The sequence below is a fragment of the Pseudomonas sp. FSL L8-0168 genome, assembly GCF_037976155.1.
In the GTDB taxonomy this organism is placed as follows: Bacteria; Pseudomonadota; Gammaproteobacteria; order Pseudomonadales; family Pseudomonadaceae; genus Aquipseudomonas; species Aquipseudomonas paracarnis.
The window spans coordinates 4,345,949-4,360,703 of sequence record NZ_CP150262.1; the positions used below are offsets into that span (position 1 = coordinate 4,345,949).

The following is a 14,755-nucleotide window of genomic DNA, read 5'->3' on the forward strand; positions in this document are numbered from 1 at the left end:
CCCCGACTTTGAAGGATCGCCCGTGAGCCAGACCCTGATCGCTGCCCTGCAAAACCCGGCCTTGTACCCTCATCCGGTTGACGCGTTTCAAGTCATCGAGACCCATATTTCCTGGGTGATACTGACGGGCCCCTATGCATATAAGCTGAAGAAACCGATGAACTTCGGCTTCCTGGACTTCACCAATCTGGACGACCGCGGGCATTTCTGCCGCGAGGAACTGCGCCTCAACCAGCGCCTGACCGAAGACTTGTATCTTGAAGTGTTGCCGATTACCGGCACTGCCGAGGCGCCGCAACTGGGTGGCGACGGCCCAGCCATCGAGTACGCGCTGAAAATGCGCCAGTTCCCGCAAAGCCAGATGCTCAGCACCCTGCAAGCCAACGGCGAACTGACCAGCGCGCACATCGATGAGATGGCCAAGCAGATTGCGCAATTCCACCTCAGCGCCCCCAAAGTCCCGCAAGATCACCCCGCCGGCACGCCGGAAGAGGTGATGGCTCCGGTACGCCAGAACTTCGACCAAATCCGCCCATTCCTCAGCGACAAGGCCGACCTGACTCAGCTGGAGGCTCTGCAAGCCTGGGCTGAAAGCAGCTTCGAACGCCTCAAGCCTCTGCTTGCGCAGCGCAAGCTCGACGGTTATACCCGTGAATGCCACGGCGATATCCACCTGGGCAACGCCACGCTGATCGATGGCCGCGTGGTGATCTTCGACTGCATTGAGTTCAACGAGCCTTTCCGCTTTACCGACGTGTACGCCGACACCGCTTTTTTGGCGATGGACCTGGAAGATCGCGGCCTGAAATGCCTGGCACGGCGCTTCATAAGCCAGTATTTGGAGCTGACCGGCGACTACCAGGGCCTGGAGCTTCTGAACTTCTATAAAGCCTACCGTGCATTGGTACGCGCCAAGGTTGCGCTGTTCAGCATGCCCAGCGAAGCCAACCCGGTGCAACGCGCTACCACCCTGCGCCAGTACCGCAACTACGCCAACCTGGCGGAAAGCTACAGCACTATCCCTTCGCGCTTCCTGGCAATCACCCATGGCGTTTCAGCCGTGGGCAAGAGCCACGTGGCCATGCGCCTGGTCGAAGCCCTGGGCGCGGTACGCCTGCGTTCGGACGTAGAGCGCAAGCGCCTGTTTGGCGAACAACAGGTAGAGAACACCCTGCAGGCCGGTATCTACAATCAGGACGCCAGCGCTGCCACCTACGCACGCCTGAACGAGATTGCCGACACCGTGCTGCGCGCCGGCTACCCGGTGGTGCTGGACGCCACGTTCTTGAAACGCGCGCAGCGTGACGCCGCCGCCCAGGTTGCCGAAGCCACTGGCGCGCCGTTCCTGATCCTCGACTGCAACGCCCCGCAAGCCGTTATCACCAGTTGGCTGGCACAACGCCAGGCGGATAAAAACGATCCGTCTGACGCCACCCTGGCCGTTATCGAAGAGCAACAAGCCAGTCGTGACCCGCTGACTACCGAGGAGCTGCTGCTCAGCAAGCGTGTGGAGACCAATGAAAGCGGGACGCTCGACGCGTTGGTCGGGCATATCCGTCAACACCTGCCGGGCCTGTAAGAAATATTTCTTGGTCGCGTCGTCGTCTTCGGCGCGCGACCCAGCGATAGTGGCACTATACTGGCTCAATAACGCCAGCCAGAGTCGCGATCATGAGTCAGCCAAAGCTTCTTGATACCCCGCTCTACGCCCTCCTGCACAAGGACGACATCCGCGGCTTCAACCAGGAGCGCCCTGAAAATGGCCCCATCGACATGCGCGGTGGCGACTTTCGAGGGCTGGACCTGCGCGACCTGAACGCCACCGGTATTGACTTCACCGACGCCTATTTTCGCTCTGCCGACCTGCGCGGCCTGGACTTGCGTGGCTGCTCACTGGAAGGCGCCAGCCTGGCCCATGCGCAGATATCGGGGGCTTATTTCCCGCCCGAACTCACGGCTGACGAAATACTCATGTCGGTCAATTTCGGTACTCGCCTGCGCTACCGCACCAAGTAACGCCACACACCGAGTTCCTGCCACATCCCCTGCCTGCCGGGCACTTTGCGCCTGCCTGCGAGTAAGCGCCGTCGCGCCATCCTTATAATCTTTTCAGCCCTTTCTGACCAAAGAACCACGCTTTTCCTACTCAACGCTACACTCATTTTCAGGCTGCCTGGTCACGACACCCACCGCACCATTCAGCCAACGCAAGGAGGCTTGATGAACGATGAGCTGCAACACCTGAAAAACCTTGGCAAGACTTCAGCGCAGTGGCTGCATGCGGTGGGCATCCACAGCGCGTCCGACTTGCGCCGGCTGGGGGCGGTCGATGCTTACCGAGCCGTGCGCACGCGCGGGTTTCGAGCTTCGAAGGTTCTGCTGTATGCCATTGAAGGGGCATTGATGGATGTGCACTGGAACGACATACCCACGGAGCGCAAGGAGGCCTTGAACCGTCAGCTTGAAGCGATCTCAGTGCATCAGAAGAACTAGAGTGGCACTCAAACCCAGTGTTTACGGGCATTACAAACGAGCGTTTGAGAAAAATGGATGAAGCAGAAAAACAGATGTTGACTCTCAAATGAGAATCGTTATGATTATCACAACTGGTCGCGAGATCAGCCGATAACTGAAAGACCATTGGTTCGGACTCTCAGATTATCTCCTCATCAGGCTAATCACGGTTATTTGACCCGGCTCTTGCCGGGTCTTTTTTTGCCCGCGAATTAACCGGCCTCAGCGCGCAATGATCAACGGATGCCCACGCTCCGGATGCGGCTGTACCAATACATCCAGACCGAATACAGCCTTGAGCGGCTCTGGTTGCAGGACGTTAGAGGGCGTATCCAGCGCGTGGGGGCGGCCGTTTTCCAGCAACAGGATCCGGTCGCAGTAACGCGCCGCCAGGTTCAAGTCATGCAGGATGACCAGCACCGCAGCGCCTCTGTCGGCAAAATGCCGGATAGCTTGCAAGGTGGTGTGTTGGTGCAGAGGGTCGAGCATCGATGTGGGCTCATCCAGCAACAACGTCTGCCCTGCCTCACCCGGCCATAACTGCGCCAATACCCGTGCCAGGTGCACACGCTGCCGCTCGCCGCCCGACAAGGCCAGGTAACTGCGGCCACTCAGGTGGCCTACATCAGCAGCCTGCAGCGCGGCGTTGATGATTTCGTCGTCGCGCACTCGCCCGGTCTGATGAGGCAAGCGGCCCATGCCCACCACCTCTTCGACACGAAAGGCAAAGTCCAGGGTGGAGGATTGTGGCAGCACCGCCAGGCGCTGGGCACGCTGCACACCTGTCATGTGCTTGAGCGCCTGCTGATCCAGCCACACCTTGCCCTGATCCGGCTGCAACTCCCCGCACAGCGCTCCAAGCAAGGTACTTTTGCCGGCGCCATTGGGGCCCAGAACGCCCAGCACTTCGCCCGGCAATAGGTCCAAGGTGATATCGGCGAGCACGGTCTTACCACCGCGCCGGATCTGCAACGCTTCTACCCGCAACATCAGGCGCGCCCTCGTAACAATAAATAGAGGAAAAACGGCGCACCGATAAACGCGGTGACAATACCGATCGGCAGTTCCGCCGGCGCTAACGCCAGGCGCGCCACCAGGTCCGCAAACAGCAGCAGGCTCGCACCCGCCAACACCGAGGCCGGTAACAACACCCGATGATCCGGCCCAGCCAGCAGCCGCACCAGATGCGGTACCACCAACCCGACAAAACCAATCATGCCCGCCGCTGCCACTGCGGCGCCAACGCCCAAGGCCGTGCAGAACACCAACTCGCGCTTGAGCCCCTCGACATCAACACCCAGATGCTTGGCCTCGGACTCACCCAGCAACAGCGCGTTCAGCGCCTTGGCCCGGCGCGGCAACCATAGCGCCACGCCCGCACTCACCAGCAACAAGGGCCACAACCGCGAATAACTTGCACCATTGAGGCTGCCCAGGTTCCAGAACGTCAGGGTGCGCAAGGTGGCATCGTCTGCCAGATAGGTAAACAGGCCCACGGTCGAACTGGCCAGGGCCGTCAGCGCAATACCGGCAAGCAACATCGTCGCGACATTGGTCTGGCCATTGCGACGCCCCAGGCGATAGACCAGTGCCGTGACGCCCAGACCACCGAGGAAGGCGCACAGCGACAACAGGTACGGCCCGAAAGCATCCGGCAGCCCGCCAAATAGCGAGCCACCGACAATCGCCACCGCCGCTCCCAGCGCCGCCCCGCTGGACACGCCGACCAAGCCAGGATCGGCCAGCGGGTTGCGGAACAACCCCTGCATCGCCACACCCGACAATGCCAGCACACCGCCGACCGCCAGCCCCAACAGGGTCCGCGGCAGGCGAATCTGCCCCAGGATCAACTCGGCCTGCTCCAACCCCTGGGCCTCTATCGGTACGCCCATTAGTTTCAGCGCAGCCCTGAGCGTGTCCACTAACGGCAGGCTGACCGGCCCCAGTGCCAATGAAAGCCAGATCGCCAATACACACAGCAGCGACAGCCCAATAAACAGCGTTTTTGGCTTAACCAGAGTGGTCATGGAGCAGGCTTAGGCTGGGACGGATAAAAACCGGCAGACAGTTTCTCCAGGCTTTGCGGCAATCGGGGCCCAAGGCCACCTACCAGCAAGGTCGGATCCAGCTCAAAGACGCGGCCGTTCTTGGCTGCCGGCGTCGAGGCAAGGATCGGATTTTCCTTGAACAAGGCAGCACGTGCCGCGTCACCGGTCAGGGCGCGATCGGCAAACACCAGCACCTCAGGGCTCAACCCCGCCAGCGACTCGACGGAAAACGGTTTATAGCCGGTGTGCGTGGCCAGATTACGCCCTCCAGCCTGCTGCAACATCCAATCAGCGGCCGTGTCCTTGCCCGCGATCAGCGGCTTGCCACCGGCATGGCCGAGCAGCAACAGCACGCCTGGAGCTTTTTGCGTGGCCTGGGCCTTGACCACCCAATTTTTTTGCTGTGCCAGCGCCTGCTCATACCCGGCAAACAGGGCATCAGCCTGGGCCTCACTGCCGAGCAGTTTCCCCAAGTGTTCGAGGTTGCCTTTGAGCGTGGGCAAATCCGGCTGGGCCGAGAACATATCCACCTGCACCCCGGCACTGCGAATCTGTGCCAGCACCGGCGGTGGTCCCATTTCCTCCGTGCCCACAAGGATTTGCGGGCGCAGGCTGAGAATGCCTTCGGCTGACAACTGTCGCTGATAACCAATGCTTGGCAAGGCCTTGAGCGAGGCGGGATGCTGACTGGTGGTATCCACTCCCACCAACTTCGATTCACCGCCCAGAGCCGTCACCCACTCCGACAGCGCCCCGCCAGCACTGACCCAGCGTTGCGGCAGTTCAGAGGCGTGCGCCCCAGGGTTGACCAGCAGTGAAGCAACAAGCGCAATAGCGCTGGTACTCAGGCGCATAACAGGGTTTCCTTCCTAGGGCAGGGCCACTCAAGCACTCATTGATGTGACAGATAACCCCTGCCAGGCATCGTATTGAGCACCCAGTCAGCTGACGGGCGAAGCAGGCATTTGATAATTGTTTGCATTTGAACGTCAAGGCACTTAAGGATTGAAATGAAGTTTCTCTGCGCCTCAGGCGACCTCACCCCCAACAGCAGCCGCGGTTTTGATATCGATGGCCACAGGCTGTTGGCGGTGCGTCGGGACGGCACTGCGTACTTCTATCTCAACCGCTGCCCCCATCGTGGGATCCCACTGGAATGGCAACCTGATCGCTTCCTCGACGACAGCGCCAGCCTGATCCAATGCGCCACCCATGGCGCGTTGTTCCTGATTGAAAGCGGCGAGTGCATCGCCGGGCCCTGCGCAGGCCAACACCTCACTGCCCTGCCCGGTCGCGAAGACGAACAGGGATTGTGGGTCGATCTCTAGTCGCCCAGCAGCACCTTCAACCGACGCTCGACGTAAATCTCCTGCGGCGTGACCCGTACGCCGTAGGCGAGCACCTCCACACCTGCAGCCTTGGCCTCACGTAGCGCCGCCGCATAACCGGCGTCGATTTCCACAGCCGGGCGCACCGCGTCGATCCCCGACAGGTTCACGCAATACAACTGCACCGCCCGTATACCGTCGCGCGCCAGGTGGGCCAGCTCACGCAAGTGCTTGGCACCGCGCTGCGTCACCGCATCGGGGAAAGCCGCCACTGAGCTGCCATCAAAGCCCAGGGTGACGCTTTTGACCTCGACAAACGCAGCGCCCTGGGGGTAATCCAGGCGAAAGTCGATGCGGCTTTTCTCCTGGCCATAAGGCACCTCACGCTTCAACGCGGTAAAGCCGTTGAGTTCAGTGATCACACCGGCCAGCAGGGCTTCTTCCACCAATTGATTGGCACGCGCGGTGTTGACGCACGCCAGCCGGCCCTGGGGCGTTTCGGCAATTTCCCACGTGCCCGGCAGCTTGCGCTTGGGATCCGTAGAACGGCTGAACCAGACCTGACCACCTTCGACCATGCAGTTGAGCATCGAACCGGTGTTAGGGCAGTGAATGGTGAGCAACTCGCCGGTAACGGTTTCGATATCGGTGAGAAAGCGCTTGTAGCGGCGGATCAGCCGCCCTTCTTCAAGAGTAGGATTAAAACGCATCAGCCTTGCCAACTCCGCAAACCACGGGCAATCCGCTCCACCGCTTCTTGCAGCCGATCAAGGTTTTGCGTGTAGGCAAAACGCACATGGTGCCCCGCCTGGTAGCGACCGAAATCCAACCCGGGCGTAAAAGCCACATGTTCGGTTTCGAGGAAATGCCGGCAAAACGCGAAGGCATCGCCGCCGAACGCGCTGATATCGGCATACAGATAAAAAGCACCTTCGGGCTCCACGGCGATACCGAACCCCAGCTCACGCAGGGCCGGCAGCAGGAAGTCACGGCGGCGGCCAAATTCGGCACGGCGCTGCTCCAGAATCTCCAGGGTTTGCGGGGTGAAACAGGCTAACGCGGCATGCTGAGCCATGCTTGGCGCACTGATGTAGAGGTTCTGCGCCAATTTCTCCAGTTCACCCACCGCTTCATGGGGCGCCACCAGCCAACCGAGGCGCCAGCCGGTCATGCCGAAATACTTCGAAAAACTATTCAGAACAAAGGCGTCATCATCGACTTCCAGCACGCTGGCCGCGTCGGTGCCGTAGGTGAGGCCGTGATAAATCTCGTCGACCACCAAATGACCGTTGCGCGCCTTGATGGCGCCCGACAGCCCAGCCAGCTCGTCCCGGGTGAGGATCGTGCCGGTGGGGTTGGCGGGCGATGCCACCAGTGCGCCGACACTGTCCTGGTCCCAATGCCTGGCCACCAGATCGGCGGTCAACTGGTAGCGTACGTCTGGGCCGACCGGCACCAACTGCGCCGCGCCTTCCACAAGGCGCAGGAAGTGTCGGTTGCAGGGGTAGCCTGGGTCCGCCAGCAGCCAATGTTTACCCGGATCCACCAGCAAACTGCTGGCCAGCAACAATGCGCCGGAGCCACCGGGGGTGATCAGAATGCGTTGCGGGTCGATGCTCAAACCGTAGCGTTGCTGGTAGAAACCACTGATGGCTTCGCGCAATTCGGGCAAGCCGCGGGCGGCGGTGTAGCGCGTCTTACCGTTTGCCAACGCGGCTTGGCCGGCCTGGATGATCGGCTCGGCGGTGGTGAAATCCGGCTCGCCGATTTCCAGGTGGATCACGTCGTGACCGGCGGCCTGCAGCTCATTGGCACGCGCCAGTAACGCCATGACATGAAAGGGTTCGATGGCGCGACTACGCGCACTGTAGGGCTGAGCCATTAGCCTTCCTTAGACGGTGAGGACAAAATCTGGATTCTACCGAACCCTCACGGTAAAACATGCTCTATTGCCTGATTGGGGCTGCAAGTGCACCCTGCGCACGCTCGTAAAACAGCTAAAATCAATATTCGAGGCGATACATACCCAGTCATGGCGGGCTGCTGCGGTTTGCAACCCCTTTGCCCTGGGCCTCGACAACCGGGAGTAGCGCACCCTGAATCTATCTGGTAAGTTCGCCCGCTTGCAGCCGCAGGGCCGGCAGGTGTCGGTGACGTTGCAATCCTGCGCAATGGATTAGAAGAGTGAGAGGCGGTCTATTCATGTCCACCCAAGCAAAGCAACAGAGCATCAGCGGTTTCCAGCCCTACGTTGAATCCAAGGGCGAGGAATACATGGGCAAGCCCATGCGCGAGCACTTCTCCAAAATCCTGAAGCAGTGGAAACAGGACTTGATGCAGGAAGTCGACCGCACGGTTGACCATATGAAGGACGAAGCGGCCAACTTCCCGGACCCGGCAGACCGTGCCAGCCAGGAAGAGGAATTCGCCCTCGAACTGCGTGCCCGTGATCGCGAGCGCAAGTTGATCAAGAAGATCGACAAGACCCTGCAACTGATCGAAGACGAGGAATATGGCTGGTGCGAATCCTGCGGCGTCGAAATCGGTATTCGCCGACTGGAAGCCCGCCCAACCGCAGACCTGTGCGTAGACTGCAAGACCTTGGCTGAAATCAAGGAAAAACAGGTCGGCAAGTAACGTTGCCGAGTTGAACGAATGGAGCGTGCGAACGCTCCATTTTTGTTTCTGGCGTTTATCGGTTATGCAGTAGTATCCGGGCCATGACAGCCTCTACCTATATTGGGCGTTTCGCCCCCACACCCAGCGGCCATTTGCACTTCGGCTCCCTGGTTGCCGCCCTTGCCTCCTACCTCGATGCGCGCGCCCACCAGGGCCGTTGGTTGATGCGCATGGAAGACCTTGACCCTCCGCGTGAAGAGCCCGGCGCCCAGGCGGCGATTCTGCATGCGCTGGAAAGCTACGGCTTTGAATGGGATGGCGAACTGGTTCGCCAGAGCGAGCGGCATGATGCCTACGCCAAAGTACTGAACGATATGTTCAACCACGGCCTGGCCTACGCCTGCACCTGCTCGCGCAAGCAGTTGGAGCCCTACAACGGGGTTTACCCAGGCTTGTGCCGCAATGCCGGCCACGACCAGCAACACGCCGCCATCCGCCTGCGCGTGCCCGAGCTGGAATACCACTTTACCGACCGTGTGCAGGGCGAGTTCCGGCAGCATCTGGGCCGCGATGCCGGCGACTTCATCATCCGTCGCCGCGACGGCCTCTACGCCTACCAACTGGCGGTGGTGCTCGACGACGCCTGGCAAGGGATAACCGATATCGTGCGCGGCGCCGACCTGCTCGACTCCACACCGCGCCAGCTGTACCTGCAAGAGCTGCTTGGCCTGCGCCAGCCACGTTACTTGCATGTACCGCTGATCGTGCAGCCAGACGGCAACAAGCTGGGCAAGTCCTACCGCTCTCCACCGTTGACAGCCGACCAGGCCACGCCTTTGCTGCTCAGAGCACTGCGCGCCCTTGGCCAACAGCCCGACGCGCAACTGCTGTACGCCAGCCCACGAGAACTGCTGGATTGGGGCATTGCACACTGGGACGCCACCCGCATCCCGCGCACGCTGACCCTGGCCGAAGCGCAATTGAGTTGAAGGCGCTTGCAGGTTGCCAGCCATCCGTTAACATCGCGGCAGATTTTTAATCAGAGGCCAACATGTACATCTATCGTTTGGTCCTGCTGCTGGTCGTCGGGATCTACCTGTTCTCCCCCGCCATCATGGATTGGTGGATCGACGCCACGGGCGCCTGGTATCGCCCTTATCTGCTATGGCTGATCCTGATCGTCGTGACCTTCATCCTGCAGAGCCAAAAAGATGCCGATGAGCTTTAGTCTCACCCAGATGCTGCTGATCAGCGCCGCCTACCTGGCTGCGTTATTCGGCGTGGCCTGGATCAGTGAGCGCGGAATGATTCCTCGGGCGATCATTCGCCATCCGTTGACCTACACCTTGTCCCTGGGCGTGTACGCCAGTGCCTGGGCGTTCTACGGCACGGTGGGGCTGGCCTATCAGTACGGCTACGGCTTTCTCTCCAGTTACCTGGGGGTGTCCGGCGCGTTCCTGCTGGCGCCGGTGCTGCTGTACCCGATCCTGAAAATCACCCGGACGTACCAGCTGTCTTCCCTGGCGGACCTGTTTGCCTTTCGCTTTCGCAGCACCTGGGCCGGCGCGCTGACCACCATCTTCATGTTGATCGGCGTGCTGCCGTTGCTGGCCCTGCAGATCCAGGCGGTGGCCGACTCCATCAGCATCCTGACCCGCGAGCCCGTGCAACATCGGGTTGCCCTGGCGTTCTGCGCGCTGATCACCTTGTTCACCATCTTCTTTGGCTCTCGCCATATCGCCACCCGCGAGAAACACCAGGGCCTGGTGTTTGCGATTGCCTTTGAGTCGGTCATCAAGCTGATCGCCATCGGCGGCGTCGGCCTTTATGCGCTTTACGGCGTGTTCGACGGGCCGCAACAGCTGGAGCTGTGGCTGCTGCAAAACCAGACCGCCCTCGCCGCCTTGCATACCCCCTTGCAGGAGGGACCATGGCGTACGCTGCTGCTGGTGTTCTTCGCCTCGGCGATCGTGATGCCGCACATGTACCACATGACCTTCACCGAGAACCTCAACCCGCGCTCGCTGGTCAGCGCCAGCTGGGGCTTGCCGCTGTTCCTGTTGCTGATGAGCCTGGCGGTGCCGCTGATCCTGTGGGCCGGCCTGAAACTGGGGGCCACCACCAACCCCGAGTATTTCACCCTGGGCATCGGTATTGCTGCCAACAGCCCGGCCCTGGCGCTACTGGCGTATGTCGGGGGGTTATCGGCCGCCAGCGGGTTGATCATCGTCACCACCCTGGCACTCTCGGGCATGGCGCTCAACCACTTGGTACTGCCGCTGTACCAGCCGCCGGCCGAGGGCAATATCTACCGTTGGTTGAAATGGACCCGACGCGCGCTGATCGTCGCGATCATCATGGCCGGTTACGCGTTTTATCTGCTGCTGGGCGCCGGGCAAGACCTGGCCAACCTCGGCATCGTCGCGTTTGTCGCCACCTTGCAATTTCTGCCGGGCGTGTTGTCGGTGCTGTACTGGCCGACTGCCAATCGCCGTGGCTTTATTGCAGGGCTGCTGGCCGGGATCCTGGTGTGGACCGTGACCATGCTGCTACCGCTGGTCGGCAACTTGCAGGGCTTCTATATCCCGTTGCTGAACATGATTTACGTGCTGGACGACACCAGTTGGCACATGGCGGCCATCGCCTCGCTGGCCGCCAACGTACTGATGTTCACCCTGATCTCGCTGTTCACTAACGCCAGCGCCGAAGAAACCAGCGCCGCAGAAGCCTGTGCGGTAGACAACGTGCGCCGCCCGCAACGCCGCGAACTGCATGCGGCATCGCCCCAAGAGTTCGCCACGCAACTGGCCAAGCCCCTGGGCGCCAAGGCCGCACAAAAGGAAGTCGAACAGGCGCTGCGCGACCTCTACCTGCCATTTGACGAGCGCCGCCCCTATGCCCTGCGCCGCCTGCGTGACCGTATCGAAGCCAACCTGTCCGGTTTGATGGGGCCGAGCGTGTCCCAGGACATGGTGGAAACCTTCTTGCCCTACAAGGCCGGTGGCGAAAACTACGTCACCGAAGACATCCACTTCATCGAAAGCCGGCTGGAGGACTACCACTCGCGCCTCACAGGCCTGGCCGCCGAACTCGACGCCCTGCGCCGTTACCACCGCCAGACCCTGCAGGAACTGCCGATGGGCGTGTGTTCCCTGGCCAAGGACCAGGAAATCCTGATGTGGAACAAAGCCATGGAAGAACTCACCGGCATCGCCGCCCAGCGGGTGGTGGGTTCGCGCCTCAATACACTGGGCGATCCCTGGAAAGAGCTGCTGCAGGGTTTCATCAACCTGCCGGACGAGCACTTGCACAAACAGCACTTGGCCCTCGACGGCCAGACCCGCTGGCTCAACTTGCACAAAGCGGCCATCGACGAACCTCTGGCGCCGGGTAACAGCGGCCTGGTGCTGCTGGTAGAAGATTTGACCGATACACAGATGCTCGAAGACAAGCTGGTGCACTCCGAACGCCTGGCCAGCATTGGGCGCCTGGCGGCCGGCGTGGCTCATGAAATCGGTAACCCGATCACCGGTATCGCCTGCCTGGCGCAAAACCTGCGGGAAGAGCGCGAAGAAGACGGGGAAATCACCGAAATCAGCGGGCAGATCCTTGAACAGACCAAGCGGGTTTCACGCATCGTCCAGTCGCTGATGAGCTTTGCCCACTCCGGCGCCCATCAGAATCAGGACGAAGCGGTGTGCCTGGCCGAAGTCGCGCAGGATGCCATTGGGCTGTTGGCCTTGAACCGGCGCAATTTCGAAGTACAGTTCTTTAACCTGTGCGATCCGGACCATTGGGTCGATGGCGACTCACAACGCCTGGCCCAGGTGCTGATCAACCTGCTGTCCAACGCCCGCGACGCGTCGCCGGCCGGCAGTGCTGTACGCGTCAAGAGCGAGGCTTTCGAGCACACGGTCGACCTGATCGTGGAAGACGAAGGCAGCGGCATTCCACAGAACATCATGGACCGATTGTTCGAACCCTTCTTCACCACCAAGGACCCCGGTGAAGGTACCGGTCTGGGCCTTGCACTGGTCTATTCCATCGTTGAAGAGCATTATGGACAAATCACCATCGACAGCCCGGCTGACACACAAAGCCAACGCGGCACCCGTATCCGGGTGACCTTGCCGCGTCATGTCGAAGCGACGTCCGCTGTGAACTGAGACCGTCGAGAGAATTGAATCAATGCCGCACATTTTGATCGTCGAAGACGAAACCATTATCCGCTCTGCCTTGCGTCGCCTGCTTGAACGTAATCAGTACCAGGTCAGCGAAGCCGGCTCGGTGCAGGAAGCCCAAGAGCGATTCAGCATTCCCACGTTCGACCTGATTGTCAGTGACCTGCGCCTGCCAGGCGCCCCGGGCACCGAGCTGATCAAGCTGGGCCAGGGCACCCCGGTGCTGATCATGACCAGCTACGCCAGCCTGCGCTCGGCGGTGGACTCGATGAAGATGGGCGCGGTGGACTACATCGCCAAGCCTTTCGACCACGACGAGATGCTCCAGGCCGTGGCCCGCATCCTGCGTGACCGTGTGTCGGCCAGCAGTGCGCCTGCCGAGCCACGCCCCACCGGCAAGACCAGCGGCGCCGAAAAACCAGGTGCCAACAACAGCAATGGCGAGATCGGCATCATCGGCTCCTGCCCTCCGATGCAGGACTTGTACAGCAAGATCCGCAAGGTGGCGCCGACTGACTCCAATGTATTGATCCAGGGCGAGTCGGGCACCGGCAAAGAACTGGTGGCCCGCGCCCTGCACAACCTGTCCAAGCGCGCCAAGGCGCCGATGATCTCGGTGAACTGCGCGGCGATCCCCGAATCCCTGATCGAGTCCGAGCTGTTCGGCCACGAGAAAGGTGCGTTCACTGGCGCCAGCGCCGGGCGTGCGGGCCTGGTGGAGGCCGCGGACGGCGGCACCTTGTTCCTTGATGAAATTGGCGAGCTGCCCCTGGAAGCCCAAGCGCGTTTGCTGCGCGTGCTGCAGGAAGGCGAAATTCGTCGCGTGGGTTCGGTGCAATCGCAGAAGGTCGATGTTCGATTGATCGCGGCGACACACCGAGACCTGAAGAGCCTGGCCAAGATCGGCCAGTTCCGTGAGGACTTGTATTACCGCCTGCATGTCATCGCGCTCAAATTGCCGGCCCTACGCGAGCGCGGCGCCGACGTCAACGAAATCGCCAACGCGTTCCTGTTGCGTCAAGGCGCACGCATTGACCGCACCGACTTGAAGTTTGCCGCGGACGCCGAGCAGGCGATCCGTCACTACTCGTGGCCAGGGAACGTGCGTGAGCTGGAGAACGCCGTCGAGCGCGCCGTGATTCTGTCGGAGAGCCCGGAGATCTCCGCCGAATTGCTGGGCATCGACATTGAGCTCAGCGACCTGGATGACGACGACTTCATCGGCCTGGCCCCGCAGCAGGGCGGCGGTAGCAATACCAGCCATGAGCCGACGGAAGATTTGTCACTGGAAGACTACTTCCAGCACTTCGTGCTCGAGCATCAGGACCATATGACCGAGACCGAACTGGCCCGCAAACTGGGTGTAAGTCGCAAGTGTTTGTGGGAACGGCGTCAGCGCCTGGGCATTCCACGGCGCAAGACCGGGGTGGCCAGCGAAAGCTGAGCGCGCAGCCCCACAGGTAACACCTGTTGATGTGAAAAAACTGTTACCGCTGACTTTTCACGTAACAAAAGCCGGGGCTTACGGTAACGAAGCCCCGGCTTTTTTTTGGCCCTCAATCTGGCGAAACCAGCCCAAACCCCCGGTTTTGCTGGACGGCGCAAAAGTTGGCACGCACCCTGCTATATGCTTAGTACAAAAACAATAACAAGCTTTGTACAAGACAATAAAAATAAGACGAATCGACTCACGCATAACAAAAACAACACGGCGGAGGCGCAGCTAACTGATTCTTTTGGAGAGGCGTTGCATTTGGGGCTTGCCCCGCAACCAGGCCGAGAACAACAAAAACTGCCCTAAGGCAGAGCCTGAACTGGTTGGATCGTAGATCAGCAACACAGCGACCAAAGCAATCCGTTTGCTCTTGACTCCCGATTGGGAGTGTCATGAAGGTGAAACTTCGTGGCGAGGGCGATCAACAAAAACAAGAAGCCCGACATCAATAATAAAAATAGAGCACGCAACTACTTCTGGGGGAGCTTCGGCTCCCCTTGTAGTTTCCGGGATTTGACCTGCAAACGCTTATGGCGCAATGCCTTTAGCTTGTTCCTACACCATCCCCTG

At 60.6% G+C, this 14,755-nt stretch carries 14 protein-coding genes; 9 read left to right on the top strand and 5 right to left on the bottom strand.

Going from position 1 to position 14,755, the window contains the following annotated elements:
* The first annotated feature begins 22 nt into the window (after nt 1–22).
* The 3 genes from MHH62_RS19905 to MHH62_RS19915 all read left to right on the top strand — a co-directional run bounded on the left by MHH62_RS19905 (nt 23) and on the right by MHH62_RS19915 (nt 2,493).
* Nucleotides 23–1,579, top strand: a complete 1,557-nt coding sequence (locus tag MHH62_RS19905) for a bifunctional aminoglycoside phosphotransferase/ATP-binding protein (protein WP_014719932.1) — start codon at nt 23–25, stop codon at nt 1,577–1,579.
* Nucleotides 1,580–1,671: 92 nt separating this feature from the next.
* Nucleotides 1,672–2,016: a pentapeptide repeat-containing protein gene (locus MHH62_RS19910; RefSeq protein ID WP_014719933.1), complete on the top strand. Its 345-nt coding sequence runs from the start codon at nt 1,672–1,674 to the stop codon at nt 2,014–2,016.
* A 204-nt stretch (nt 2,017–2,220) separates the two neighbouring features.
* Nucleotides 2,221–2,493, top strand: coding sequence for a TfoX/Sxy family protein (locus MHH62_RS19915; protein WP_003194139.1), 273 nt, complete (start codon nt 2,221–2,223; stop codon nt 2,491–2,493).
* A gap of 243 nt (nt 2,494–2,736) precedes the next feature.
* Here MHH62_RS19915 and MHH62_RS19920 read toward each other — a convergent pair whose 3' ends face one another.
* The 3 genes from MHH62_RS19920 to MHH62_RS19930 are packed head-to-tail and all read right to left on the bottom strand — an operon-like array spanning nt 2,737 to nt 5,416.
* On the bottom strand, nt 2,737–3,504 hold the full coding sequence (locus MHH62_RS19920) for a heme ABC transporter ATP-binding protein (RefSeq protein WP_014719935.1): 768 nt from the start codon (nt 3,502–3,504) through the stop codon (nt 2,737–2,739).
* A complete protein-coding gene (locus tag MHH62_RS19925; RefSeq protein WP_014719936.1) occupies nt 3,504–4,541 on the bottom strand; it encodes an iron ABC transporter permease in 1,038 nt (345 codons plus the stop codon). Before MHH62_RS19925 ends, MHH62_RS19920 begins: the two co-directional genes overlap by 1 nt.
* A complete protein-coding gene (locus MHH62_RS19930; protein WP_339231722.1) occupies nt 4,538–5,416 on the bottom strand; it encodes an ABC transporter substrate-binding protein in 879 nt (292 codons plus the stop codon). The genes MHH62_RS19925 and MHH62_RS19930 overlap by 4 nt, the downstream gene beginning before the upstream one ends.
* 156 nt (nt 5,417–5,572) lie before the next feature.
* Between MHH62_RS19930 and MHH62_RS19935 the strand changes: the two genes are divergently transcribed.
* Nucleotides 5,573–5,890, top strand: coding sequence for a Rieske (2Fe-2S) protein (locus tag MHH62_RS19935; RefSeq protein ID WP_014719938.1), 318 nt, complete (start codon nt 5,573–5,575; stop codon nt 5,888–5,890).
* Here MHH62_RS19935 and sfsA read toward each other — a convergent pair.
* Nucleotides 5,887–6,600 carry a DNA/RNA nuclease SfsA gene (gene sfsA, locus MHH62_RS19940; protein ID WP_020301778.1) on the bottom strand — a complete coding sequence of 238 codons (714 nt, stop codon included), beginning with the start codon at nt 6,598–6,600 and terminating at the stop codon, nt 5,887–5,889. The two genes, MHH62_RS19935 and sfsA, sit on opposite strands and share 4 nt — an antisense overlap.
* The gene (locus MHH62_RS19945) at nt 6,600–7,772 is read right to left on the bottom strand and encodes a pyridoxal phosphate-dependent aminotransferase (protein WP_020301777.1); all 1,173 of its coding nucleotides are present in this window, start codon (nt 7,770–7,772) and stop codon (nt 6,600–6,602) included. Before MHH62_RS19945 ends, sfsA begins: the two co-directional genes overlap by 1 nt.
* A gap of 320 nt (nt 7,773–8,092) precedes the next feature.
* Here MHH62_RS19945 and dksA point away from each other — a divergent pair, with 320 nt between their 5' ends.
* From dksA to MHH62_RS19970, 5 genes are all read left to right on the top strand, one after another.
* Complete coding sequence (gene dksA, locus MHH62_RS19950; RefSeq protein ID WP_005791430.1) at nt 8,093–8,527, top strand: RNA polymerase-binding protein DksA; 435 nt, start codon at nt 8,093–8,095, stop codon at nt 8,525–8,527.
* Between the two features lie 83 nt (nt 8,528–8,610).
* A complete protein-coding gene (gene gluQRS, locus MHH62_RS19955; protein WP_073844168.1) occupies nt 8,611–9,498 on the top strand; it encodes a tRNA glutamyl-Q(34) synthetase GluQRS in 888 nt (295 codons plus the stop codon).
* 62 nt (nt 9,499–9,560) lie between these two features.
* Nucleotides 9,561–9,737: a hypothetical protein gene (locus tag MHH62_RS19960; protein ID WP_003176118.1), complete on the top strand. Its 177-nt coding sequence runs from the start codon at nt 9,561–9,563 to the stop codon at nt 9,735–9,737.
* On the top strand, nt 9,721–12,675 hold the full coding sequence (locus tag MHH62_RS19965; RefSeq protein ID WP_003194154.1) for a sensor histidine kinase: 2,955 nt from the start codon (nt 9,721–9,723) through the stop codon (nt 12,673–12,675). The genes MHH62_RS19960 and MHH62_RS19965 overlap by 17 nt, the downstream gene beginning before the upstream one ends.
* Nucleotides 12,676–12,697: 22 nt before the next feature.
* On the top strand, nt 12,698–14,134 hold the full coding sequence (locus MHH62_RS19970; protein ID WP_014719942.1) for a sigma-54 dependent transcriptional regulator: 1,437 nt from the start codon (nt 12,698–12,700) through the stop codon (nt 14,132–14,134).
* Nucleotides 14,135–14,755 lie beyond the last annotated feature (621 nt).